This window comes from Saccharopolyspora shandongensis, assembly GCF_900106995.1.
Lineage (GTDB): Bacteria > Actinomycetota > Actinomycetes > Mycobacteriales > Pseudonocardiaceae > Saccharopolyspora > Saccharopolyspora shandongensis.
The window spans coordinates 1-25,099 of the sequence record NZ_FNOK01000045.1; the positions used below are offsets into that span (position 1 = coordinate 1).

20 protein-coding genes and 3 pseudogenes are annotated in these 25,099 nt (G+C 64.7%); 15 read left to right on the forward strand and 8 right to left on the reverse strand.

Features of this window, described 5'->3' with window-relative positions; genetic code table 11:
* The first annotated feature begins 463 nt into the window (after positions 1-463).
* Positions 464-1,693: an ATP-binding protein gene (locus BLW84_RS33625; RefSeq protein WP_143061185.1), complete on the forward strand. Its 1,230-nt coding sequence runs from the start codon at positions 464-466 to the stop codon at positions 1,691-1,693.
* A 337-nt stretch (positions 1,694-2,030) separates the two neighbouring features.
* Positions 2,031-2,417 carry a transposase gene (locus BLW84_RS33630; protein WP_218157573.1) on the forward strand — a complete coding sequence of 129 codons (387 nt, stop codon included), beginning with the start codon at positions 2,031-2,033 and terminating at the stop codon, positions 2,415-2,417.
* Between the two features lie 51 nt (positions 2,418-2,468).
* Here the strand turns inward: BLW84_RS33630 and BLW84_RS33635 are convergent, their stop codons facing one another.
* Complete coding sequence (locus tag BLW84_RS33635; protein ID WP_245761562.1) at positions 2,469-3,026, reverse strand: AAA family ATPase; 558 nt, start codon at positions 3,024-3,026, stop codon at positions 2,469-2,471.
* A gap of 1,367 nt (positions 3,027-4,393) precedes the next feature.
* On the opposite strand from BLW84_RS33635, the gene BLW84_RS48555 reads away from it, so the two are divergent.
* The gene (locus BLW84_RS48555; protein ID WP_093273862.1) at positions 4,394-4,657 is read left to right on the forward strand and encodes a recombinase family protein; all 264 of its coding nucleotides are present in this window, start codon (positions 4,394-4,396) and stop codon (positions 4,655-4,657) included.
* 225 nt (positions 4,658-4,882) lie between these two features.
* On the opposite strand, the gene BLW84_RS33655 is transcribed toward BLW84_RS48555, so the two are convergent.
* Together BLW84_RS33655 and BLW84_RS46640 are read right to left on the reverse strand one after the other, a co-directional pair.
* A complete protein-coding gene (locus tag BLW84_RS33655; RefSeq protein ID WP_093273864.1) occupies positions 4,883-5,953 on the reverse strand; it encodes a right-handed parallel beta-helix repeat-containing protein in 1,071 nt (356 codons plus the stop codon).
* Between the two features lie 270 nt (positions 5,954-6,223).
* Positions 6,224-6,625, reverse strand: coding sequence for a hypothetical protein (locus BLW84_RS46640; RefSeq protein ID WP_143061186.1), 402 nt, complete (start codon positions 6,623-6,625; stop codon positions 6,224-6,226).
* Between the two features lie 274 nt (positions 6,626-6,899).
* Here BLW84_RS46640 and BLW84_RS46645 point away from each other — a divergent pair, with 274 nt between their 5' ends.
* Positions 6,900-7,928: an RICIN domain-containing protein gene (locus BLW84_RS46645; protein ID WP_143061187.1), complete on the forward strand. Its 1,029-nt coding sequence runs from the start codon at positions 6,900-6,902 to the stop codon at positions 7,926-7,928.
* A 267-nt stretch (positions 7,929-8,195) separates the two neighbouring features.
* Positions 8,196-8,243, forward strand: a pseudogene (locus BLW84_RS50480) (hypothetical protein); the annotation flags it as partial.
* 432 nt (positions 8,244-8,675) lie between these two features.
* On the opposite strand, the gene BLW84_RS49440 reads toward BLW84_RS50480, so the two are convergent.
* The 3 genes from BLW84_RS49440 to BLW84_RS33690 form a co-directional block, all read right to left on the reverse strand.
* Positions 8,676-8,951: a hypothetical protein gene (locus BLW84_RS49440; RefSeq protein WP_093273875.1), complete on the reverse strand. Its 276-nt coding sequence runs from the start codon at positions 8,949-8,951 to the stop codon at positions 8,676-8,678.
* A 1,402-nt stretch (positions 8,952-10,353) separates the two neighbouring features.
* The gene (locus BLW84_RS49445) at positions 10,354-10,818 is read right to left on the reverse strand and encodes a hypothetical protein (protein WP_425441797.1); all 465 of its coding nucleotides are present in this window, start codon (positions 10,816-10,818) and stop codon (positions 10,354-10,356) included.
* Between the two features lie 330 nt (positions 10,819-11,148).
* A complete protein-coding gene (locus BLW84_RS33690) occupies positions 11,149-12,153 on the reverse strand; it encodes a LysR family transcriptional regulator (protein WP_093273878.1) in 1,005 nt (334 codons plus the stop codon).
* Positions 12,154-12,268: 115 nt separating this feature from the next.
* Here BLW84_RS33690 and BLW84_RS33695 point away from each other — a divergent pair, with 115 nt between their 5' ends.
* From BLW84_RS33695 to BLW84_RS48565, 5 genes are all read left to right on the forward strand, one after another.
* Entirely contained in the window at positions 12,269-13,078 is an 810-nt protein-coding gene (locus tag BLW84_RS33695; protein WP_093273881.1) for a HalD/BesD family halogenase, read from the forward strand.
* Positions 13,079-13,138: 60 nt separating this feature from the next.
* Complete coding sequence (locus BLW84_RS33700; protein WP_093273883.1) at positions 13,139-14,569, forward strand: aromatic amino acid ammonia-lyase; 1,431 nt, start codon at positions 13,139-13,141, stop codon at positions 14,567-14,569.
* An 8-nt stretch (positions 14,570-14,577) separates the two neighbouring features.
* Complete coding sequence (locus tag BLW84_RS33705) at positions 14,578-15,903, forward strand: MFS transporter (RefSeq protein WP_093273884.1); 1,326 nt, start codon at positions 14,578-14,580, stop codon at positions 15,901-15,903.
* A gap of 46 nt (positions 15,904-15,949) precedes the next feature.
* Positions 15,950-17,440, forward strand: a complete 1,491-nt coding sequence (locus BLW84_RS33710) for an HAL/PAL/TAL family ammonia-lyase (protein ID WP_093273887.1) — start codon at positions 15,950-15,952, stop codon at positions 17,438-17,440.
* 138 nt (positions 17,441-17,578) lie between these two features.
* Positions 17,579-17,743, forward strand: a complete 165-nt coding sequence (locus BLW84_RS48565) for a type ISP restriction/modification enzyme (protein ID WP_218157575.1) — start codon at positions 17,579-17,581, stop codon at positions 17,741-17,743.
* A gap of 226 nt (positions 17,744-17,969) precedes the next feature.
* Here BLW84_RS48565 and BLW84_RS49450 read toward each other — a convergent pair whose 3' ends face one another.
* Positions 17,970-19,031, reverse strand: coding sequence for an integrase core domain-containing protein (locus BLW84_RS49450; protein ID WP_093273889.1), 1,062 nt, complete (start codon positions 19,029-19,031; stop codon positions 17,970-17,972).
* 102 nt (positions 19,032-19,133) lie between these two features.
* Between BLW84_RS49450 and BLW84_RS33720 the strand changes: the two are divergent.
* The 4 genes and pseudogenes from BLW84_RS33720 to BLW84_RS33735 form a co-directional block, all read left to right on the forward strand.
* Positions 19,134-19,319 (forward strand): annotated as a pseudogene (locus BLW84_RS33720) (response regulator transcription factor); the annotation flags it as partial.
* 128 nt (positions 19,320-19,447) lie between these two features.
* Positions 19,448-20,619 (forward strand): annotated as a pseudogene (locus BLW84_RS33725) (acetyl-CoA C-acetyltransferase).
* A gap of 593 nt (positions 20,620-21,212) precedes the next feature.
* Positions 21,213-21,800: a sigma-70 family RNA polymerase sigma factor gene (locus BLW84_RS33730; protein ID WP_093273891.1), complete on the forward strand. Its 588-nt coding sequence runs from the start codon at positions 21,213-21,215 to the stop codon at positions 21,798-21,800.
* A gap of 207 nt (positions 21,801-22,007) precedes the next feature.
* Positions 22,008-22,187, forward strand: a complete 180-nt coding sequence (locus tag BLW84_RS33735; protein WP_093273892.1) for a hypothetical protein — start codon at positions 22,008-22,010, stop codon at positions 22,185-22,187.
* Positions 22,188-22,235: 48 nt separating this feature from the next.
* On the opposite strand, the gene BLW84_RS33740 is transcribed toward BLW84_RS33735, so the two are convergent.
* On the reverse strand, positions 22,236-24,656 hold the full coding sequence (locus BLW84_RS33740) for an ATP-binding protein (protein WP_093273894.1): 2,421 nt from the start codon (positions 24,654-24,656) through the stop codon (positions 22,236-22,238).
* A gap of 203 nt (positions 24,657-24,859) precedes the next feature.
* Between BLW84_RS33740 and BLW84_RS33745 the strand changes: the two genes are divergently transcribed.
* Positions 24,860-25,099, forward strand: coding sequence for a hypothetical protein (locus tag BLW84_RS33745; RefSeq protein WP_093273897.1), 240 nt, complete (start codon positions 24,860-24,862; stop codon positions 25,097-25,099).

Genomic DNA, 25,099 nt, shown 5'->3' on the forward strand with positions numbered 1-25,099 from the left:
ACCTGGCGAAACGGCTGAAGATCAGCTCCACCACGGCATCCAACGACGCCACTCACCTTGCAAGATCCACCACGCGGTGATCATCACCGCCGACAGCTCTCAGCATCCCACGTCACGCCGTCGTTGCAGTACTCCCTGCTCAAGGCCCCGGATGTGTCCGTGGAACGGATTGGCCCTTGCTCATGCGCAGGATCAAGGCGACCGCGTCCTCCGAGTGGACTGCCGGAGTCAGGACCTCCTGGAGGAGCAGGCCACGAATCGCGGCGATGGTGACGGAGGCCGTGGTCAGCGCTTCCTTGGCGTCGAGCCCTTCGCGTTCCGTACTCGATAACTGCGAACACGTGCTCGACAGCTGTGCAACCTCGCTGACTGTCTGCTGCGGGCGGCTCCCCGCCTTACGATCCTCGCGACGAGCCGGGAAGCGCTCGCTGTCACCGGCGAGGCCCTCTACCCGGTCCTGCCGATGTCACTGCCCGATCCGGAACGTCCCCTGCCTCCCGTCGAAGCCCTCACCCAGTACGAAGCGGTCACCCTGTTCATGGAACGGGCGGCGGCCATCCGACCAGGATTTACGATCACCGACGACAACGCAGCCGCCGTTGTGCGGTTGTGCCAACGACTCGAAGGAATGCCGCTAGCGATCGAATTGGCTGCCGCACGGCTGCAGGCCCTGTCGGTGGAGCAGATCGTCCAACGGCTCGACGACCGCTACCGACTACTCTCTGCCGGTAGGCGGACGGTGCTACCGCAGCAACAGACCCTCCGAGCCCTGATCGACTGGAGCTACAAACTGTGCAGCACTACCGAACGCGTCGTGTGGGCGCGTCTGTCGGTCTTTGCGGGCACGTTCGATCTCACCGCGGCCGAAAACGTGTGCGCCGGTGACGGCATCGACCCCGACGACATCGCCGACCTCGTGGCCGGACTGGTCGCCAAGTCCGTGCTCCTCCTGGACAGCGACTCACCGCAGCCCGGATACCGACTTCTGGAGACCATCCGCCAGTACGGTTCCGAACAACTTGCCTCCCTCAACGAGGCTGCCGCACCTCGTCGTCACCGCGACTACTACGCACACCTCGTCGCCGAAGCCGAGCACAAGCTGTTCACACCCGAGCAAACACGACTGCTGACACAGCTCCGAAGCGAATACCCCAACGTCAGAGCTGCCTTGGAATTCTGCGCCAGCACCCCAGGAGAAACCCACACCGGACTCGTCATGGCGACCGCTCTCTGGCAGTACTGGGCCGCCTCCGGCGCGGTGAGCGAAGGACGACGCTGGCTCGACCGCACGCTGGCACTCGCCCCAGAGCCTACGAACCAACGCGCACGAGGCCTGTGCGTCGCGGCATGGATGGCCATTCTGCAAGGCGACCTCACCAGCGCCGCAGACCGACTGAACCAGGCCCAGACGATCAGCCGGCACCTCGACGACGAAAAAGCGCTGGGCTACGTGGCGCTGTTCTCCGGCATCATCGAAGCTCTGCAGGGACACCTGAAGCAAGCGATGTCGTCGTACGAGCAAACCGTCGCGCACCACCAAGCAGTCCACGAGCCAATCGGCATTGCCATCGCCTCTCGCCTCGTCATCTCCCAACGCACGGCAGAAGCCCACATCGAGCACATCCTCGTCAAACTCGGATTCACTTCCCGGCACCAAATCGCAGCCTGGGCAACAGAACACCACCCAAACTGACCGATCACGGCACCTCAACAGGGGATGGCCGCCTCTGCGCGACCGGCAGAAATAACGAGTCCACCGTCACCCACGAGGCGCCCACGGCCGCGCCACCGCCTCCGCCTCCGCCTCCGCCTCCGCCTCCGAGATGAACTCCGCGCCGGGGTGCGCACCGCCACCTTTGCCGTCACCACGAACTGCCCGGCCTGCTCGGACTCGGCCACATACACCGCAGGGTGTCCCGACGTGTGCCCATACAGCCCTCGTGGCGCAAAGTCTTCGGCCGTCGGCCGCAAAGCGGGAGCAGCTCGATTCGCTCATCGAGGACCGATTCCGGGCACATCACCAAGCCGACGTGATCAAGAGCCTGCCCAGATTTGGCTCACTACTGGTAGCTGAATTCATCGCCGCAACCGGCGGTGATGTGATCTCCTTCGGTACCGCAGACCGTCTCGCCGGAGTCTCTGGACTTGCGCCCGCACCGCGCGATTCAGGCCGCATCACTGGAAACCTGTACCGCCCACAACGCTACAGTCGGCGGCTTCTGCGGATCTTCTACCTATCCGCACAACTCGGCATCCAGCACTGCGCTGCCTCGAAGACGTACTACGACCGCAAGCGTGCTGAAGGGAAACGTCATATTCAAGCCGTACTCGCACTTGCCCGACGACGCCTCAACGTCTTGTGGGCCCTCTTACGGGACAACCGCATGTACCAACCGGTGATACAGCCGGCTGTGTAATCCCACCAGGCATGTCGGGGGTGTCGGTGCTTGCACGTGTGCCAGGGGTTCTCAACGCTCTGCGTTGAGAGCTGCTGTTAGGGCCTTGTACGTCTGCTCAACTGCTCCTGCCACGCTCGGTACGACGATGGCTGCCCGCCTCATTCGGAGCACCTCGGTCAGCTGATCGTGCATGCCCGCGAGCAGCGACGGTCCACCGCTACGAGCCACGATCTCTTTGACCTGTTGGTGCCATGGAAGGTCGTCGTCCTCGCCGCGGCGGGCGAAGCGGTCCACCGACCGTTCCTTGGTATCCATCAACACAATCTCACAGAACTCGGCGCCATTGTCGTGCGCTACGGCCTCGAAGCGCTCAATCTCGCTCAACCGCCCCAGGAACTGCGGCATGACTATGTCGCGTCCAGCGCGCAGGTGCGTGCCGGCCATGCTCAGCGCAATCGGTCGCACGATCTCCCCGGTCTCCTCGAACCGATCGCGCCAACCACCAATCAAGCCTCGCAACTGATCGATGTCTAGATTGAGCACACCGACATGGTCGTTCACGTAAAGCTGCGCAAGCGTCGACTTGCCAATACCCGGCGGACCGTTGAGGTGGATGAGGCGAGGCACGCTGCGCAGTCTATGTGCGTTCGGGAATCGAACGCCACGCAGTTGACAACAGGATTGGGATTCCCCTACCTCGGAAACGATCGCGTGCTGTCAGGGCACACAAGAGTCATACTAGACCATGTGTTCGAACGGTCGGCTCGACCGCCAAGGAGTCCGGCGGCAACCGGTGCCGGAAGCCGCATGTTCCGGCCCGGGTCGACCTGGCGAAAGCGTTCCTGTATCCGGAGCCGGACGAGCCCGACGAGCCGGTAGAGCCGCTGCCGGATGGTTGGGATCTTGATGCTGCTGTCGAGGGCAAACTGCTCTGCTGGTGACGCGACACCCGGCGCCGCTGGTGGGGGAAGTGCACCTGCGCGCACGACGCGGCAAAGGTAGCGGCGGCATCTGGCACACGTGGTGGCTACTCGAACCCGCCATCACGCAGATCTTCGACCCACCAGAGCGCTGCGGCTGATCTGCATCTGACCGTGAGCGGGGGACGTTGTGCCCTCCTGTGCTCCCGGCGGGATGTCGCAGGATCGGCGTGCCGGGACACAACCCGCTGCGAGGCTCGTCCGGGGCGGAAGGGCTCAACCGCAGGTGCCCAAGGTCCGTCAGTTCACTGCCATCGACGATGACCCGCTCCGGCAAGCCCTCGATCAGAACCGCCGAACTCGGCAGGTGGGGCACGGTTGCCGTCTGGACAGGAGCGATCACCCTCGTTATCTGGAGGTCCGTTCTGGCCTCAGACACACGAGAGATCTTAGTTTCAGGTCGTGTGGCTGGTGAGTATCCGGCAGCTCTAAGGCACTGATCGCGCGGTAGATCTGGTTGTCACCCGCACCAGCCTCCGGCGGATGATCCGTTCTGAGAACAAGGCCTACTGGCCGGCCACCAGCTCGACTAGACCGTCCTTCAACGAGGACTAAAGTCCCAGGTTGGCGCCCTGCCGCCAACGGCATGCTGAGCCGTGTGGGAGGGGGTGCTCGCATGCCGTCGGCCATCTGGACCGGATACATCGCCTTCGGATTGGTCTCGATCGCCGTCCAAGTCGTAGCCGCCACCGAAAGCCGGTCAGTGACGTTTCGCCAAATCCACCAGCGCCGAACGCAAGATGCGCGACGCGCTCGCCGAGCGCGGCAAGGCCGGCGAGGACCGGCAGGCGCTGCTGGACGACCTGCTGACCATCATCACCGACACCGGAATCCCCGACGACCAGATCGGCGGCCTGATCCGGGGCGAGCGGATCGGGTGGCCACGCCTGCGGTCCGCGGTCGCACAGGCCGCGCCGCGGCTGCCGCGCGATCACGGGCATCTGGCCGCGCTCGACGGCTCCTACGGATACCTGCGCCAGTTCACCCCGCAGGTGCTGGACGCGGTGCGACTACATGCGCTCCGGCGACATGCTCACCCTCCAGGAGGCCGACCGGCTCGGCCGCAACCTTCTGGAGGGCCTGATCATGCTCAACGAACTGTTCGAGCAGGGCGTCGCGGTCAAGATCCTCGACGGCATCGCCGCCGGGGAGCACACCGAACGCAGCCTGATCCTCGACCTGGCGCTCGCACTCGCCGAGGACCGACGCCGCGACATCGTCCGCAAGACCCGCAACGGCCTCGAATCCGCCGCCCGACAGGGCCGCACCGGTGGCTGACCACGAGTCGTCGACGCCGACAAACGCTGCGCGATCCTGGCCCGCCGCGCCGAAGGCCAGTCCCTGCGCGAGATCGCCCGCGGCGTCGGCGTCAGCCTCGCCGTGGTGCACGGCGAGGTCACCGCCGCGGAAGCCGCAATCCGGCAGACGTCCTGACCGCGAAGCCTCTCGTCCGTCGTATCCACCCGATTCCCGGCGAGTACCGCGACGGCCTGGACCTCGCTGTCACATGCCTGTGGTGACGGTGACGCCCGAGGACACGCGGCGTGGTGTGGTCACGCCGGTCACCAGGTTGCCGGTGGAGGCGATCGTCGCCGTCGTGCCGGTGCCGGCCTGGTAGTCCAGCCCGATCCCGGTGCCGCTGCCGCGGATGGTGTTGGCCACCACGGCCACCGCCGCCGCGCCGTAGTTGACGCGCACCGACACGAAGGCCGACACCCCGCCCGAAGGGCCCACGACCCGGTTGTGCGCGACGGTCGACGCCGCCTCGCCCTGCGCGGAGGCCCGGATGCCGAAGCCGGCGAAGCCCTCGAGGTAGTTGTCGGAGACGCTGCTGCCGAACAGACGCTCCGCGGCGATGGCCCCGCCTGCGACGTCGTAGACGTGGTTGCGTTCGACGTACCAGCCCGCGGTGTTGTCCAGGCTGATCCCGGCGGCGCCTGCGCCGGCGATCCAGTTGTCGGTCAACTGCCAGTCGGTGACCGCGTTGCCCGGGTCCTCGACCCGGATGCCACTGCCTCCGGACTCGGCGACGTGGCACGCCGAGATCCGGCCGTTGACCTGACTGTTGCCCAACAGGGTCCCGTTCGCGGAGGGATTGGTCACCCGGATCCCGTGCCGGTTCGTCCCGAGCACCAGGACGTCCTCCACCACCGACGCCCACGACCGCAGCACAAGCCCGTCCCCGGCGCGGGGGTTGGCCTCCCGATTCCCCTCCAACGTCAACGAGCGGAGTGTGACGGGGGCACCGGTGAAGTCCGTGTCATCGAGGTAGGAATCGCTGGCCACCAACGCGGCCAGGTTCGCCCCGTCCGCCTGACGGATCACCGTCCCGGTACGGGACGTCCCGCGATAGGAGCGGTCACCGAGCAGACGAATCGTGCCGTCGATCAAACACCGCCCGGAAATCACGATCTCCGCACCGACCGGGCTGGCCCCGATCGCCGCGTTGATCCGCTCGTCGTCCGACACCATGTCCGAACACTCCACCAACACTGTGCCCGAATCGACTGGCGCGGCGGCCGCGACCGCCGGCACCGACAGGGTGAGCGCCGCCAATAGCGCCATTCTGCGCATCGAATCTCCTGGTTCCGCTGAGGTCGCCCGATGCCGAATTCGACCCGGGCAAGTCCGGACGAGCACGACGCTGCGGGTGTGCGGGCTTTCTCGACACATCCGCAGCGTCGGTTTCGGTAAATGATCACCGCTCGCCCATCGGCGTCCTAGATCGGATCAGCCGAAGGGGCATTTCCTTCATGTGCGCATCCCCCCGGGAAGCTCACCCTGGCGGCCAATCTGCCCGTCCCGCATCCCTCGAAGGCTTGGGAACATGATTCAGGGCCGCGTTCAGCAGTTGCGAATCGTCCCTGAAACGTCCTTGACGTTGCCGGAATAGATCCAGCCAGGGTCCCAACTCTCCTCACCGACCGCTTTGACGTAGTACCAGGTGTTGCCCGAATCGGGGTTGCGGTACTTGCAGATGGCCTTCAGCGTCGTGGGCACCGGCATGTCGTTCCACCCGATGAAGTTGCAGCCTGCGGCCGGCCCGAACCTGAGTCTGATCGATTTGGTGGTCGTCATCGTCACGCTGGTGGGGTCGCCCCCGGGGGTCCAGGTGCAGTCCACGCCTGCGGGGGCCTGTGGGGCGGAGACGGTATCCGGCTGAGCGGTCGCCGACGCTGACAGCAGCGTCGCGAGGGCTGCCGCGGTCGCAGCGACGGCAATCCCGAGTCTCTGGAACAGTCGCAAGGTTTCCTCCTTCATAGTCCTGCCGAAGCGTCTGCGGAGCAGGACAAACGGATGTCATCCACACATCGCGATCGACGGTGGTGGTTCACGATCAGCTCGCCGTGTGGAGAGCGCGTCATCGACTTCCATGACGCTTCGCCAGCCTGGCAAGACGGTGGGCGTGTGGCCAAGCCCTTCAGTGTGTCCCGGACGGCGATGCCAGGTCTTGCCTGGTCAGCTGGAGGTTGTCCGGTGACCCGGACAACCTCCGAACGGCCGATTCCCTCGGACTCGGATGATCCACCAAGATGAGTCGGTGAGTCGTGACCGGATCCGACCGGAATCAGCGCAGGACGCCGAGGAGTTCTCCGCGCTTCTGCGGTCGCTCAAAAAGAATTCGGGCCGCACCTTACGCCAATTGGAAGAACAAGCCGCCATACAGGGCGCGGTTCTGCCCCGCAGTACTGTCGCGGACATGCTGCGTCGTGGCGCGCTTCCCCGACCGGAATTGCTGGCGGTGTTCGTGCGCGCGTGCGGCGATGGGCAGTATTTGGCGGAATGGCTCAGCGTTCGTGAACGCTTGGCCGTGGGGCCGCATCTCGACCAGGCGCCGGCCGCACCGGCAACCGAACCTGATGCCGACCCCATCCCGCACGGGACGGAGCGACGGCGTACCTGGGTGATCACGGCGGTGCTGACGGCCGTGGCGGCGGCAGTGGCAGCCGTGGCGTGGTGGCCGAGGACCGGAATCGACAGAGGAGTCACCTCCACTTCCGTCGACACCCCCGTCCACCCCGAGGTGCTGCCGCTGCCGTCCGCGGGCAGCTGGGTCCGGATACGCCCCGCAAAGGCACCCGACCTGTGCCTGACCGAAGGCCGCGAGCACACCGGACGCTACGACTCCGCCGTGGCGGTCCTGCGCCCCTGCGCCGAGCCCGCAGGACCACGGGTGTTCCTCCAACCCGACGGCACGGAACTGGCCACAATCAAATGGGAAAGCCCCATCAACCACGTCATGGGCTGTCTCACCGTCGTGGAGACCGGCTTCATCAACGACATGCTCGAACCACAGGACAACTGCATCGCGGGCAAATCCGGGCAACTGTTCCACATCGAGCACGTCGGCGACCGGCACTACCGACTGCGTACCCCGGGCAGCGACCTGTGTATCGGGCTACGCGAGAACCTCACCGTGGTCGACACCGAAGCCCTCCGCCAACCGTGCGCCCCCCAGCCTGACCAGGAATTTCTGATCGACCTCACCTCTGGCGACCAGCCGAACCGCCCAGCGGTTCGGCTGCCTCAACTCCAACACGGAAAGTGATCAGCAGATTCCTCGCACATTCTGACCCTGTCGGGGGCAGCACCTACCCGCGCCACCACCCGCATCCTCGGCCGCTTGCGTCGAACAGCAGCTCGACGTGACCCATCGAACGAGCGGTGCTCAAAACGTTATAAATCGATCTTCGTGCGCAAGAGGTAGCCGTCTGAACAGCACGATCAGTGCTTAGCGCTGGTTTTCGTTCCGATGTTCCTCCTCATACACCGTCCAGCACTGACCGCGGCGATCGACTACATGCGGACCGGGGACATGCTCACCGTGCAGGAAGTCGACCGGCTCGGCCGCAACCTTCTCGAAGGCCTGCTCGTGCTCAGCGACCTGTTCTCCCGCGGCGATGCCGTCAAAGTCCTCGACGGCATCGCCGCCGGCGAGCACACCGAACCAACCTCATCCTCATCCTCGACCTCGACCTCGACCTCGACCTCGACCTCGACCTCGACCTCGCGCTCGCCCTGGCCGAAAACGCCGCCGCGACATCGTCCGCAAAACCCGCAACGGCCTCGACGCCGCCCGCGCCCGCACCGGCGGCCGGCCCCGCGTCGTCGACGCCGACAAGCGCCGCATCATCCTCGCCCGGCACGCCGACGGCGAGTCCATCCGCACCATCGCCCGCGCTACCAAGGTGTCCATCGGCACCGTCATCGCCGAGAAGCGCACCGCCAACGGCTGATCACCACTGGTCAGGCATATCCGCCCGATTTTCGGCGAGTACTACGGCGACGCCCACTACTAGAAACTCCGGGACCACTGCCCCACCTGATCGCTGGTCACGCTGGAGCGGTCAACGGTCATCCTCAAACCGGGCGGACAACCCAACCACTGCCCGCGATCGGACCGCAGCCACGCGAGCTGCATGCCCGCCACCAAGCGGTCGAGCTCCACCCCATGGGCATGAACGACCATCGGCACCTTGTCCGCACCCGGCCCCAGGCCCCGCTTGTACGACACCAAGGCGTCCAAGTCGATCCAGACCGGCCGCGGTGGGCTGATGCGGCGAGCCAGCATCCGATGAACACCTTCGAACACACGTTCAGTATGTATCCGGCCTGCTCCTGATCACCAGCGTCTCAGCGGCCAAGATGGCGATCTCGCTGCTTCGCTTGCGCACCGCAACCACGGAGGATTTGGATGCGAGCCCAACCGGTCCACTACGCGGCGCGCAGGTGAAGTAAAAACTTGACGTCCAGGGGTTTGTCTGGCCATGTCGTGTGGTCCGCGGTTCACGGGGACGGTAAACCAGGCTGAAGCCGGTACATTCTAACCCGTTTCGCAGGGCCGACGAGGGGCCTCCGCTTCGGCGGGGGTCCCTCGTTTAGTGCATGCGAACGAACGCTGTTTATGGCGCTGGTAGTCGTCAGTTCGTATTCACCTGAAAGTGCTTGCGTGTCACTCTGTGCAGTCATACGATCACAAGATTGTGCGAGCATAGGGACAACGAAGGGGACTTGTGGCGACTGGGGCTGGCGAGACTGATCAGGGTAGGAATATGCCCACAGGAAGCGGTGGGGTTAATTCTGAGGAGGCCGAGAGGAGGCTTCAAGAGGAGTATCGGGAGAAGGTAAAGAAGTTTGACGAAATCGAAGATGACCTGAGGGCTGCTCGGACCTTTCAGAGAATTTTCACTCTTTGCTTAGCGGGTGCAATCGTCCTGGCTTTCTTGCTGGGATATACGGTTATCGTTGGCCTATGGCGGGCGCAGCCTGAATTTACCAGATGGGCTGGCCTGGTCATTGTTATCGGGCTATGGATAGCGATGACCGTGATAATCTGGAAGAATCGAAAGAAAATAGTTGCGAAAGCAGGTGATCTTCGCAACGCACTCCAAGATCGCCAGACGGCGGCTGCTAACCTGCCTCTAGATTCGCCGTCTGCATTGCGAATCTACCGGGAGGCGTCGCTAGACCTCCCTTGTAACTGCCATGATCAAATGGCGGTTTCCTGGCGACGGGAACGCGCGGGAACGCGTGACAACCCGTCGTAACGAGGAGGAACAAGAGCCGCTGACCTGCAGGGATGCGCGAAACAGCTGGTCGGCCGCAGCGGGCCACTACCTTGACACGGTAGTGCTCACTCGTGACGTTTGTGCTGGTGACGGCATAGCGCTAGCGGGCATGGCTGTGGTGCGTTCGGTTGTCTGCCTCTGCCAGCCCAACCGGTCGACCGCTCCAGAAGCGGCCGGCGAGCCAAGGCGGTCGCGCGCCAGGTCTGTTCTTCGTGCTCCGCCTCTCGCTGATGGTGATGGGGTCTTCGCGACGTTGGGTTCTTCAGGTAGCCGGTCATGGGAGCGTGGTGCTCGAAGATCAACGTGAGGAAGCCGTAGTTGGTGCCTTTTCAGCAGAGATCGTCTGCGGACGATGGAATGCGGTGGGCTGCCTGAGGTGCGGCAGCCCACCGCGGGGCCCGGCTCTCACTGCGCTGGCTTCAACGACACCGCCCCGGGTTGGCGATGTTGCCGGACGTGGCGGGTCAAGGCGCGGGCGCGGCGCGAACCGATGCCAAGGCGTCGGCGGAGTGTGTCGGCCGAGATCGGACGGTGGTGCGAGTTCCAATGCTCGGCGTCGAGCTGACATGCCTGCTCGACCAACGGATCGTCTTCATTGCCATGCGATGTCTCCGGGCCTGCGTCTTCGCTGCAAGTGTGCTGACCAGGCATCTTGTTGACGGCCGTGCGCGGCGCTGGCACATCGTCCGGATCTGCCGGCCTTGCATCTCTTGATCGGGTCTCTTCAGCCTCGGCGCTGGTCTCGTTGGCAGTCTGGACCCGATGCCGCTTCAACGCCTGGTTCAACAGTTCGACCGACAGCAGCAACGCCAGCGGCGGGCAGGCCGCCACCGCGATCGCGAAGGCACTCAGCTCAGGAGCGGAAGCCACGTTCGCGCACAATATGACAGTTCAATTCCGAGGCTGAACGACAGCCACGCTTTCCACTGCCCGCCGTCGCGTCGGCTGTGGTCGTACTTCCATAGCTCGACCGTGGCCATTGTCAAGGCGAAGTCGGCCCGGAGCGCCCTGCCGGTGTTTCCACCGGTGGGTTTCTCCGGGCCGCTTCCCGAACCCGGCGTGCCTGTTACCAGGCACCGGGCTCTCCACACATCCCAGAGGGCGTTGGGTGTTCTCAGGCCGTGCTCGGCCAGGGCGAAGGGATCTTGGTTCCCCGGTAGGAGTAGTAACGGATCTTCACTCCTGCCGGGTTGAACAAGGTCATCTCGCCGGTGGCGGGCCACCATCCGTCGCAGGTGAATTGGCGGCGGAGTTCCTTCCAGTTGGTGCGCCGATGCTTGCGGCGAAGCCATAACCTTGCGTCTCGTCTTTGGCCGCGTCGATGAAGGCCTGTGCCATGACTGACAGGGTCCGGCGGCTGTGCCAACCCACGCCGATGACGCGGGGGTGGATCCCGCTCAGGCGCCGCGCGTGTACGTCGGCCCGCTCGGGGAGAACGGCGAGTTGCGAAACTACCGCAGCGGCGTAGCCGTGCGCTGCCAGGTCAAGCAGAGTGGCGTTGTGGTTGCTGCGGAAAACCACCCTGGACCTGTAACCGGGGCGTCCCGAGCGCGCCTCCAGGGTGTGCGGCGTCCGCAGGTGCGCATACGACATGAGCGGTAGGTCGGGGTAATCGTCCAGATTCACCGGGCCGTCCTCGCGGGCAAGTGGTGACTGCTTTGACACCGCCAGCACATAGGGGTCCTCGATCAATGTCTCGGTGGCGAATGGTCCGTCTGGCATCGGGAAGACGACGAAGGTCAGATCCAGTTGGTCGGACTCGACCAGCTGAAGCAGATCGCCGTCATCAGGCAGTTCGGTCAGGACAACTTGTGCCTTCGGAAGTACGTCCCGCAGCTTCGCCAGGATCGGCGCGAGCAGACTCGATCCGACGCTCTCGAAGCAGCCGACCCGAAGAATCCCGGCGGCGCCCCTGGACAGCGCCCCAGCGTCCACCGCAACCCGCTGCATGGCGCCAGTGATCGTTTCTGCGTGCTGTAGCAAGAGCCGGCCCGCTGGCGTGAGTGTCACCGACTTGCCACCGGCTGAGCGCTCGAGGAGCTGGCTGCCGATCAGTGACTCGAGCCGCTGGACGTGCTGGCTGACCGCCGACTGCGTGTACCCGAGTTGCGTCGCAGCCTCGGTGAACGAGCCGAAACGGGCTACATACGTCAAGGACACGAAGTGCCGAAGATCCAGCTTCATGTACGAGGGCAGAGCGTCCATGCCCCGACTCTCCCATAAGCAAGTCGAATATTTGTCAGTATTTTTTGTCGCTGGATGTAATGGGAACCTTCGAGCAATGTGGTGCGCACAACACCATCTCCGAAGGAGTTACACCATGACCACCACCAAGGTTACCCTCGGCGACGTCATCGATCTGGAGCGATACCCGATCGATCAGCTGAACAGCCGGAAGGGTCGCGCGCTGATCGACTTCTGTCACGCGTCGCTCGCCTTCGAAGGAGCATGCCAATTGGCTGGCTTCTTCCGTCCGGAAGCGGTCGATCGTCTGGTCGCGGAGGCCCAGGAGAAGCAGAGCGCGGCATACCGCACCGACGACACTCACAACGTCTACTTCGAGCAGGTGCCGTCAGAGAGCGCCGCCGACAACCCGGCCGCGGTCTTGCAGCACAGTTCTAAGCTGACGATTGCTTGGGACCTGGTCGGCGAAGACTCCCCGCTCCGGGTGGCCTACGAGTCTGACGAATTGACGACATTCCTGGGTCAGGCACTCGGGATGGAGACCTTCTACCGCTATGCAGATCCGCTCGGTGCCGCGTCTTTGATGATTTTCAACGAGGGCGACGAACTCGGCTGGCATTTCGACCGTTCACCCTTCGCGGTCACGGTCATGCTCCACCCAGTGGTTTTCGGCGGTGAGTACCAGTATTTCCACAACCTCCGCACGGCCGACAACCAGAACTCGTCCGGAGTGCTAGCTGCTCTTCGGGGCGAGCAGCCCGGGCGCATCACTTTGGCCGGGGAGCCTGGCGCTCTGACCATGTTCCGTGGGCAACACTCGCTGCACCGCGTCACCCCGGTTGAAGGCGCCGAACCTCGCATCAACGCAGTCCTCTCCTACTCAGAGCGCCCCGGCGACAAGCTGAATGCCTTGACGCAACAGCTCTTCTACGGCCGCACGGCCTGACTTCGGGCCAGGCTTCGGGGCAGTGGTTCCAATGCGGAAGCTGGTGCTGAAGGAGATCTCGTGGTCACCCTTCTAGACGGCTCCTCACTCACGGTCGACGAACTGCTCCGGCTTGGCGTCCAGGAGCACCCCGAGATCACCATCGACGCGCAGGCCCGAGCCCGGGTGGCCGATTCTGCTGTCCTGGTCAACCAAGTGGTTCGACGTCGAGCGGTGTACGGCCGGACCACCGGTGTTGGTGCCAACCGCGACACCACAATTAGCGGCAACATCACCCACGACCTGCGGCTCCTGCGTAGTCACGCGACCAGCTCCGGGGAAGTGCTCGACCCGGTCACGACCCGGATGGCGATGATCGTGCGGCTCAACCAACTGCTGCACGGCGGCTCGGGAATGCACCCGGGCATTCTCGATGCTCTTGCCATCGCCATCCGGGAAAACCGGATCCCGGTGGTGCACGCCGCCGGTGCCATCGGCACCGGAGACCTGTCCGCGATGGCCGAGATCGCTCTCGGCCTGGCTGGCGAGACCACCCTCCGCGATGGCAGCCGAAGACCCTTGTGGAGGCCAACACCCGGTGATTCGTTACCGATCATTTCAACCAACGCGGTCACGATCGCCAGCACCTGTCAGGTACTCGGGCAACTCCGTCGCTGGATCACCCATCACACTGTGGCGGCCGGGCTCTCGTTCATCGCCGTTCGGGCGTCCGCGGAACCCTTGCAACCCTCGGTTCAGGAAGCCCGACCCCATCCTGGACAAGTCCGGGCGGCGGCCGAACTACGTACCCTCCTGAGCGGGATTGAGTTCCGGGCAGCACGTGTCCAGGACTCCTACGGGTTTCGCGCCTATCCGCAGGTGGCCGGCGCCCTGCTGGACAGCCTGGACGGCCTGGAGCGGGTACTCGTCACCGAGGCGAATGCAGCCGCGGAGAATCCACTGATCGACCTGGCCGCCCACGATGTCTTCCACAACGGCAACTTCCACGGGATATCGGTCGCCCTCGCCGTCGACCACGTCAAGCTCGCCCTCTCCTCACTAGCCCAGCTGTCGGTAGCCAGAGTCACCGACCTGTCATCGCCGGAGATGACGGGCCTGCCAGCCTTCCTCGCCGATGGCACTCCCGGCAGCAGCGGAATGATGCTGCTGGAGTACAACCAAGCCGCCGCACAGGCCGCCCTGCGGCAAAGCGCGCAACCGGCCACCCTGGGATCGGTCGTCATCTCTCGAGGCACCGAGAACCACTCCAGCTTCTCGACCCAGGCCGCACGGCAACTACACCAGTGCCTGGAGTCGGCAACCGATGTGCTCGCCTGCGAACTCCTGGCCGCGATCCGAGCGCTCGACCTGCGCAACGAGCGACTCCCTGGCACCGGCCACCTGAGCGCCTATCTGCGGCGGATCGGCCGGGAACTCAACCACGATCTCGCCGATCGATCACTCACCACCGACCTCGCCACGGTCCGCCACTTCCTGACCGCCGACCAATAGGATCCCCGATGAACCAGCCCACCCCAACGGACGAAACGGGGACGGCCGAGGGCTCGATCGCCCTGGACCAAGTGCCCTTCGGACGATTCCACCTGAAAGTCACCGCCATGACCTTCGGAGCCAACTTCTCCGACGGTTACGCACTCGGAATCATCGGCAGCGCGCTCCCGCTGCTCACCGACCAATGGAACGTCAACGGGTTCTGGCAGGGAATGCTGGCCAGTTCCGCGCTGATCGGGCTGTTCTTCGGCTCGCTGATACTCGGGCCGATCGCCGACAAGATCGGCCGCCAACGCGTCTACGTGCTCAACTTCATCCTCATCGCCATCGCCTCACTGCTGCAGTTCTGGGCACCGAACGTAGAGACGATCTTCATCCTGCGATTGCTTATCGGGTTCGGCCTCGGCGCCGACTATGCCGTCGGGCCGACGCTGCTGTCAGAATTCGCGCCACGCAAATCCCGCGGCCTCATGCTCTCGTCCCTCACCGTGCTGTGGACGGTGGGCTATGTCATCGCCAACATCCTCGGCACCTACGTGACCGTCGGGTCCGACACCTGGCGCTGGCTGCTCGCCTCCGGTTGCATCCCTGCCGCCATCGTGCTGGTCATCCGGATCGGCAGCCCGGAATCCCCAGGATGGCTGATGAGCAAAGGCCGTGCCGAGGAAGCCCGCGCCATCGTCACCAAATATCTGAAGGCCGAAAACGTCCGGATCCCCAAAACCCACACCGAGGACGCCGGTCAGTTCTCGGAACTGTTCAGCCCAGCACTGCGTAAGAACACCTGGTTCGGCATCTTGTTCTTCTCGGCACAGGTCCTGCCCTACTTCGCGATCTACACCTTCGTGTCGACGATTCTCGGGGCGATGAATGTGTCGAACGAAAACACCCAGAACGTGCTGATCAATTTATTCCTGCTCGTCGGCGGCGTCGTCGGCGTGTACTTCATCGACAAGATGCCGCGCCGCGGGTTCACCCTGTGGACCTTCGTGATCCTGGCAGGGTCACTGCTGGTGCTGGGCATCGTCGCACATGCGAACCCGTGGCTGATGATGATCCCCTTCATCATCTACTCGTTCGTCATGTCGGGCGCCTCCAACATCACTCAGGTATATCCACCCGAGTTGTTTCCCACCAGGCTCCGCGGGACCGGTGTCGGCCTGCTCAACGCGACCAGCCGGATCAGCTCGGCCATCGGCACCTTCCTGCTCCCGATCAGCATCACCCATTGGGGCGTCAGCAACTCGATGTACTGGCTGGCCGCAGTGCTCGCCTTCGGTGCCGTGATCACCTACTTCTGGGCCCCGAACACCGAGTCCCAGAAACTCGTCTGATTCCCCGTCGCTAACCTGAGCCACGTCGCTTCCGAGAGATACGTCCATGATCAGTTCCGTCACACTCGGGTCCGCGCCGATCTCGTTCGAGGAGTTCGTCGCGGTCGCCCGCCACCACGCGACAGTGGAGTTCTCATCCGAATACCGAGAACGGGTCATCGGATCAGCGACTTTGATCGATCGTTTCCTCGCCGAGAACCGACTCATCTACGGGGTGAATGCCGAACAGCTCCAGGAAAACATCGTGATGTCGCACGCGGTTTCCGTCGGGGAGCCGCTCTCCGAAGAACTTGTGCGCGCCATCCAGCTGATGACACTGATCAGTCTCGGCCAGGGCTTCTCCGGGACCCGTCTGGAGACTCTGGACCTGATCCGCGAGCTTTTAAACCGCCGCGTCACGCCTGTCGCTCCTGGCAACGGATCGGTCGGGTATCTCGCCATCGAGGCGCATCTAGCTCTGGTGCTCATCGGCAGGGGCCGCGCCACCGTCGAAGGGCACACCGTCGACGGTGCCGAAGCACTGCGACAGGCCGGACTCGCCCCGCGTCGGCTGCAGGCGAAGGAGGGCCTGACCCTTACCAACGGCTGCCACTCAGTCACCGGAATTTCAGTTCTGGCGGCCCACGACATCGCACACCAATCGCGCTTGGCTGACCTGCTCGCCGCGCTGGGTTACGAGGCGCTGAAGTGCACCACCCGATCCCTTGACCCGCGGCTACACGCTCTGCGCAAGCACCCCGAGCAAGCTGCCTGCGCGCGGAACCTGGAACGACTCCTAGACGGCAGCCAGATCGCTAAACGATTCCGGGACTACCGCGTTCAGGACCCGTACATGTTCCGAGCACTCGCGCAGACCCATGGCGCAGCGCGACGGTTCATCACTGACACCAGCAGGGTCCTCGCCGAGGCACTCGCGTCGGTCGGGGACAACCCCGTGCTGGTCCCCGACGGAGCCGGCGATGGTACCGCCATCATGGGCGGAAACTTCGACGGTACGTACATCGCCATGGCTGCTGACACGATCACCACAGACGCCGCGGTACTGGCGAAGGTCTCGGAACGGCGGACCGATCGGATGGTCAACAGTGCGTTCAGTGAGCTGCCAGCCTTCCTGGCGCCGACACCCGGCCTGAATAACGGCCTGATGATCCCGCAGTACACGGCTGCCGGGCTGCTGATGGAGATGCGCGCTGACTCTGCACCGGCTTCGGTCGACTCAGTACCAACCTCCGCCAACCAAGAGGACCCGGTCAGCAATGCCTATCTTGCCGCTCAGCAGTCCTATCGAGTAGCCGGCAAACTCCGCTACGTGCACGCGATCGAACTGCTCACCGCGACTCAGGCGCTCGATCTACTCGATGTCCCAGAACACAGTGCTCCGGCTGTACGGGCCATCCACGACATGGTCCGGCAACGGGTTCCCTTCGCTGCCACCGACCGACTGTTCGGACTCGACATCGAAGCCACAGGCGAACTACTCAGAGGCGACGAGCTTCTCAACGCTGCCGAAGGCGTGGCTGGCCCGCTGGAGTTCTGAGCTCATACGCCGACGCCGGACGCCGGCTCTTCGACCTTCACCTCAATTACGAGACCGCAGCCCCCTACCCGCTCGACGGTCGCGACGTGGAGCCCGTGGGCGATGAGTACGACTTCTTCGCGGTAGGGCGAGCGCAAGATGAGTTTCGGCAAGGCCACGCCCGAGCAGAAGGCCGCCGGGGAGAAGGTGGACCGGGCGACGGCCAACTACAACAACCGGATCACCTTGCGAGGCATCCCCGACCGAGCCCACCGCTACACGCTCGGCTCTCGCTCGACTGTCGAGTGGATCACCGAGCGGTAGCCGAACGAGTGGTCAGGCGAACTTGGGAACCCTCGGTCCATCTTCGATCTCCTCGCCCGTGTCGTGACGGTCTCGGTGGAGACGATGGACATCGTCGACCAACTGCCGGCGCTTGAGGTCATCCCTGGCTGAACTGGTCAGCTGCTGTGTCCTCGGGTACGTCGGTCTCGGCCTGCCGGTCGCCTGTGGGGTTCCAGAATCGGCTCCCCATGCCTGACCTGCGACGTTAAGCTATGCGCTCGTACTCGTTGATCAAGCCGCCAAGCACCGGTCGACGTTTGATCCGCTCACTGTCGAGGTCTGCAACTGGGTAACTCGGCCGTGGTGGCCGAAGCTCGCGGGCACGGTGCGGCCGGCGCCCGTTGTAGTGTCGGATGTACTCCGTAAGCACTGCACGCAGGTGCCGTTCACCAAAGATCAACAGGCGGTCGGTGAGTTCGGCTCGGACAGTGCGCACGAACCGTTCAGCAAAACAGTTCGCCCGCGGGCAGCGTGGGGGAGTCTTGACGACGCGGATACCTACATCAGCAAGGACCGCATCGAACGACGTGGTGAACTGGCCGGCTCGGTCCCGGACGAGGAATCGGAAGTCGGTGATGTCATCGCCGAGGTCCATCAGCAGGTTGCGGACCTGCTGAGTGGTCCACGCCCCGTCTGGGTTCGTGGTCGTGACCAGCAGGTGCACACACCGGCTGCCGACCTCCATCACGAAGAACACGTAGACCCGTTTGAGGGTGACCGCGCAGTCCACGTGAAAGAAGTCGCACGCCAGCATGGTCGAGGCCTGCATGCGCAGGAACTGTCGCCAGGTCGTGTCGGTGCACCGGGTCGGTGCTGGAGGGATGCGCAATCGCTTGAGAACGCGGCGGATCGTCGAGGCGCCCACTCGATAGCCGAGCTTGAGTAGCTCACCCTGGATCCTCTGGTATCCCCAGGTGTGATTCTCCTTGGCCATGCGCTCGATCAACACGGCGACATCGTCATCGACGGGCGGGCGGCCGATGCGGTGTGGATATGTCCACTTCCTGGCAAGCAGACGACGATGCCAGCGCAGCATCGTGCCTGGCGTGACCAACCGGTTCGCTCGCAGCACCTTCGGTAACAACCGGATTAGCGCGGCGAAGACCGCCCGGTCGGCCCAGTCCATCCGGGGTTTCGGGTTGGTTCTGCGCAGCACCTCGTGACGCAGCACCAGCAGTTCGACGTCCTTCGACACCGACGAGCGGCCGAGCAACACCAGCCAGCCCACAAGCCGTATGAAGATCAGATAAACCAGACGCAGGGACACGGTTCGCGATCACGCCCTGCCCGGCGAGCGCAGCGATAGCCGCAGGTCGGACACGCGGGCCAACTTCTGGAACCCCACAGGTGTGGTTCCGACGCGGTGGAGCTCACCGAGCGCGAGGTCGATGTGCTGCGGTTGATGGCCGACGGCTGGTGCACTGCGGAGATCGCCGGCGGGCTCGGCTACTCGGAGCGGACGGTGAAGAACGCGCTCTCTTCGGTGACGAGTCGGCTCAAGCTGCGGAATCGTGCACACGCGGTCGCCTACGCCCTGCGGGCCGGGATCATCTGAGCGCGATTCGTGCCCGGCATCTCGGCGAGCCGGCGGGCGATCTGTCGTCGCTCGAACCGGCCACGCCCATCGACGACATCCCACGGGGATGACTGCGGGTTTATCTGAATTTGTAAGGGAATGTAGCCATGCGTGAGGCAGTGATCTGTGAGCCGTTGCGGACGCCGGTGGGGCGTTACGGCGGCGTGTTCAGCAACGTCCCGGCGGCCGACCTTGCGGCCGGCGTGCTGCGGGAGTTGTTGCACCGCACTAAAATCGACGGGTCCGATGTGGACGATGTGATCTTCGGGCAGTGCTACCCGAACGGGGAGGCGCCGGCGATCGGGCGGGTCGCCGCGCTGGACGCGGGCCTGCCGGTGACGGTGCCGGGCCAGCAGCTGGACCGGCGGTGCGGGTCCGGGCTGCAGGCGGTCATCGACGCGGCGATGCGGGTGCAGACCGGCATCTGCGACCTGGTCATCGCCGGTGGTGCGGAGAGTATGAGCCAGGCCGAGCATTACGCGCTGGGTCTGCGTTTCGGGTTCAAGGGCGACTCGACGCCGTTGTCGGACCGGATCGGGCGCGGCCGGGTTACCGCCGGTGGCAAGCACTACCTGGTGCCGGGCGGGATGCTGGAGACCGCCGAGAACTTGCGTAAGGAGTACTCGGTCAGTCGCAGAGCGCAGGACTGGCTTGCGTTCGACTCGCACCAGCGTGCCGTCGCCGCGCAGGCGGAGGGCCGCTTCGCCGACGAGGTGCTGGTTGACCAGGACGAACACCCGAGTGCTGACATCTCGCTGGAGGCGCTGGCCGTGTTGCGGCCGGTGCGGTGGTCAGTCGATCCGGGAGCCACCGTCACTGCCGGCAACGCCAGCGGGCAGAGCGACGGCGGCGCCGCCTGCATCGTGACCACGCGCGAGCGCGCGGACGAGCTGGGGCTGCGGCCGCTGGCGCGGCTGGTGACGTGGGCGGCGGCCGGGGTCGAGCAGTCCCGGACGGGCATCGGCCCGGTGCCCGCGACCGCGGTGGCGCTGGAGCGCGCGGGACTGGAACTGGGGGACCTGGACCTCATCGAGCTCAATGAGGCGTTCGCGCGCAGGCATTGGCGGTGACGACGGCCTGGAAGCTGGCGGAAGCCGATTTCGAGCGGGTGAACGTCAACGGCTCGGGTATCTCGCTGGGCCACCCGGTGGGTGCCACCGGTGTGCGGATTCTGGCCACGATGCTCCGCGAGCTCGACCGCCGTCAGGGCCGCTATGCGCTGGAGACGATGTGCATCGGCGGCCAGGGTCTGTCGGCAGTCTTCGAACGAATCGCCTGACCACACAACGATTTCGTAATCGCGTGACTCCGACACGCCGACGTCGTGCCGCGGGCGAGACAGTCGACGTTGGGGTCTCGACTGTTCGAGAGAGGCGGTGTGGGCAACGATTTTCGGCCACCTGTTGACCTTCCACGCTGCAGCAGTCATTGAGTTCGTGGTCGGCACCCAGCAATCTGGTCAAGGAACGGGTACGGGTGTGGTAGCGGCGTCGAAGGAGTCTGGGCGTCGGGACGCTGCGCAGGTCGGCCCAGACGGTCACCAGCCGTCCGGCCATGGTCTCGTGGAGCGAGATCGTCTGTAGACCAGAACGGACGGGGAGTTGCCCGCTGGGCGGCATTCGCGCGGAAAACCCCACCGCCGCGCCCTCACCGCCTTCCTGATCCACCGCTGCCGGTGGTTCGATCCCGTCGACCAGCAGCGTGGGTGCCGCTGACCGGGGTTCCGGCCAGCAAGTCACCGGTAAGGAAACTGCCGGGCGGTTCTGCCGCCTGTTCTGCGTGGTAATCGGTGGATCGATGCGCTGTGCTGGTGGAGCAGACCACGATGGATCACGTGCCTAGACGGGGCGGACAACCGAATGAAGACGACATATGACTCATGTCTCAGCTGTTAAGACAGAGATCGCGTTCGAGCGGGCGAGCAACGCTGCCCCCTGGCGTCACGAGTGCAGTAACGACGCGGACACTGCACTAAAAGGACTCTACGACGCCTACTACTCAAGACTGCTGGCATACGTCACGCGAATCCTCGCCGATCAGCACCATGCCGAAGACGTGGTGCAGGAAACAATGCTGCGTGCCTGGTGTCACGCAGACCCCCTGACACCCGACCGCGGCTCGGTGTGGGGCTGGCTGACCCGCGTCGCCCACAACCTCGCGATCGACCGGATCCGAGCGCGCCGCGCACGGCCCGTCGAGGTCGAGGTCGAGGAAACGGTGGAGGGAGCAACGCACGGCCGCAACACCGACCATTCCGACACCGTGATCAACATGATGTTCGTCGCCACCATGGTGAACAAACTGGTACCCGCGCACCGATCTGTGCTCCACGCGGTGTACTACGCCGACCGCACCGCCTCGGACGCAGCCAGCGCACTCGGCGTCCCGGTCGGCACCGTCAAATCACGATTGCACCACGCACTGCGCAACCTCAAACAGACACTGGAACACCAACGCTGACCGCCACGCCGGCTAGCGGATCTTCCGCCTCCCGAGAACGGCACTTCTATTTCTGCCGATGGTTCTTCATGGCGGTAGGCGTGTCAGGCGCGCATTCTTGATCCAGGTTCCCGAATCGCTCAAACTCGAGGAGTTGACGTGGGCGTCCGACCATTTCACACCGCCAGTTCCGCCCGCCGCACCGCACGGCATGACGAAGAAACCGTTGTGATCAACCTGTCCCAGATCACCGCCGAGCCGTCCAACCAGAACACCATCGCCGAGCCGGAGCCGGAGCCGGAGCCGGAGCCGGAGCCCGAACCTGCGCCTGCGCTCCCGCACACCATTCAGGACGTGCTACTCGGCAAGATCACGTTGGAGGAACTCTCTGGCAGCGAGATGGCCTGACACCGACGGGTTCCGGGTCAACTTATCCGGCGGATGTTCTCCGTAAGATCAACTCCCAGTTGAGCGTAGTTTCTCGCGCATCTTGACGGCTTCCTCACTGTCGAGCATGTCGCATAGGGGCAGCGCCCGTTCCCGTTCGCCGCGTGCCGCGACGGGGTCGCCCAACTCGTCCGACAATGACGCAAGTTCGCAGAGCGTCTCGACCTGGGGCAATGGTTGGGCGACACGCTCGAACAGTGCGAGCGCATCGGTCAACCGGGCACGTGCATCTGGTTGATTCCCCTTCTCGCGCAAGAACTTCCCGCAGGCATGGAGCGCGCGGGCCTGACCCATCACAGAGCCGTGTGCCCGGAACAGCTCCAACGCCTCCTCGCACTGGCGGAGCGCCACGTCGAGCGAGCCGAGTGCGGCCAGATTCTTCGCCGAGCGCAGCAGTAGATAGGAATAATTGGTGTCGTCCACGGGGATACGCGGGCCGTCCGGTGATCGCCTGAAGTAGTTCACGCAGACGTCGAACTCTTCAGCTGCATCGAGAAGCCGGCCCTCCGAGTGCCAAGACGTGGCCCGCATCGTTCGTGCGATGTGGAGGCCAAGCGGGTATTCGGCCTCGCTGAACAGCATCACCGCTTCGTCGAGCATTGTGCGGGCGGTAGTCGGGTGGCCCATACCGAGTTCGATGTTGGCCATGTAGGTCTTTGCCCAGCCCTGTTCACGCAGGTCACCTGCGTCAACAGCGGCCTGCCGCGCCTGCTGGGTCAACCGGACGGCATCATTCGGACGGCCCAGCAGCGTGAACAGAACCCAGGACAGGTAGTTGCGTTGAGCAGCCTCGTCGCGCTTGCTGTCGATCGCGAGGGCCGACCTCAAGCCGAGATCGAACACCTCGTGCCAGATAGTCGCGGTGCCGCCGATCTCGGAAAACCAATGCATGGCTTCAGCCAAGTCCAGGACCTGCTGGTGTTCGGCCCGTGCCGCGGCGCCCTTCAACGCGGCCAGCCAGTTCTCCGTCTCCACCTCGAGCCACCGGCCCGCACCGGCGTGGTCGGCGAACGACGAGGTCGCCGTCGGGGATACCCCCTCACAAGACGGCTTGAAGTACCGGCCCGCCGCCGTCGCCGTCGTCACCAGCCAATTCACCAGGCGGTCCTCTGCCGCCCGCACGGCCTCGGGAGCCTCCTCCTGGGCGAGCCGCTCTGTCGCGAACACCCTGAGAAGGTCGTGGAACTGGTACCGGCCTTCCTCGGGAGACAGCTGTAACAAGCTCGCATCGGCCAGTTCTTCCAGGAAGAGGTCCGCCTCGTCCTCGTCTGGCGCTTCGACGAGCGCCACGACGGCGCCCGCCGAGAAATCGGCTGGCACCAGAGCGAGCCGACGGAACACCATGGCCGCGGTCGGACTGAGCTGACGGTACGACAGTTCGAATACCCTGCGGAGGTTGAGGTCGCCGGCGGTGAGCGCTGTCAAGCGCCTGCCATGATCCCGTAGCTGGTCGACGAGTCGGCTGAGCGGCCGCGAGGGACGACTCGCGAGGCGGTTTCCCGCAATGCGGAGCGCGAGGGGCAGCCGCCCGCACAACTCGACCAACTCGACTGACGCGCCACATTCCCGCGACACGCGCTCCGCCCCGACGATGGCCGACAGCAGCGCGACGGCGTCGTCCCGGCCCAACACGTCCAGGCTGAACCGGCTGGCCCCTTCGATGCCCACCAGCATTTGGCGACTGGTGATCAGGGTGAGGCACTGCGGCCCGCCGACCAGGAGTGGGCGCACCTGTGCCTCATCGGCGGCGTCGTCGAGGACGATCAGAGTGGCGCGTTTGCGAAGCAGGGACCGGCACATGCTTGCCCGGTGTTCCATCTCGGCTGGGATCTGGACAGCGTCTACACCGAGCGATCTCAACACCAGGTGCAGCACGTCCGCGGGTTCGCTCGGTTCGGGCGACATCCCGCGCAACTTCAGGAAGAGTTGACCGTCGGGAAAGAGCTCGGCGAGTTCGTGCGCGGTCCTGACCGAAACGCTCGTCTTGCCGGTGCCGGGAGGCCCGCTCAACACCGCGATGTGGCCCGATCGCCGGTGGCCGCCAGCCAGCTCCTCGGCGAGAGCGCGCAACGCATCGACATCGTTCTCGCGCCCCACGAGGTCGTCGACGTCGGGTGGCAGCACGCTCATGACGGCTGGCCCGTGAACAGGGGCTGGTAAAGCGATGGGCACGGCGTGAGCGCGGCCCTGCTTGGCGACCTCTTGCAGATGGGCCAGCTCTGCATCGGTCAATTCCAATGGGCTGGCGAGCGCCTCGACCGTGCGTCGCTGGGGGCCCTTGGCGATTCCTCGCTCCATGTCGCTGATGGCCCGGACGCTGACACCGGACCCTTCGGCCAGCTCCTCTTGAGTAAGTTTGGCGCGTGCGCGGTACCGCCTCAACAGCGTGTTGAAACTTGCGGGAGCGTGTTCGAAAGCCGCGTCCGACATTCCCGAATTATCCATGCCGGCTCAGCACGGACAAGCCTTGGCCCCGGAAGAGATGCGTGGTCGGCGGCTCGGCGGGATCGCGGCGGCAGACACTCCCGCCGCTTGCCGAGATCGTAGGTGAGCAGGTGATCGAGTGTTTAGTATTGATCACTGGGCGCGATGGGCATCTGTCGTGCCGGGGTGGCTTGGTTGAGGAGGTACGAGTGCGCGTGATGGCGAACCAGTTGCAGCCGCCGCCGTATCCGTTCATCGATCGTGATGACGTTCTGGCTGCGTTGGCTGTGCAGGTCGAACGGGCCACGCGTGACGACCGCCCCGCCTTGGTGGCGCTGGATGGTCTCGGGGGAATCGGCGTTACCTCCACTGCGCTGCAGTTCTATGCGAAGCACAAGTCGTGGTTCCCGGACGGCGCTTTGCAGGTCAAGCTGAGCGATCCGCAATGA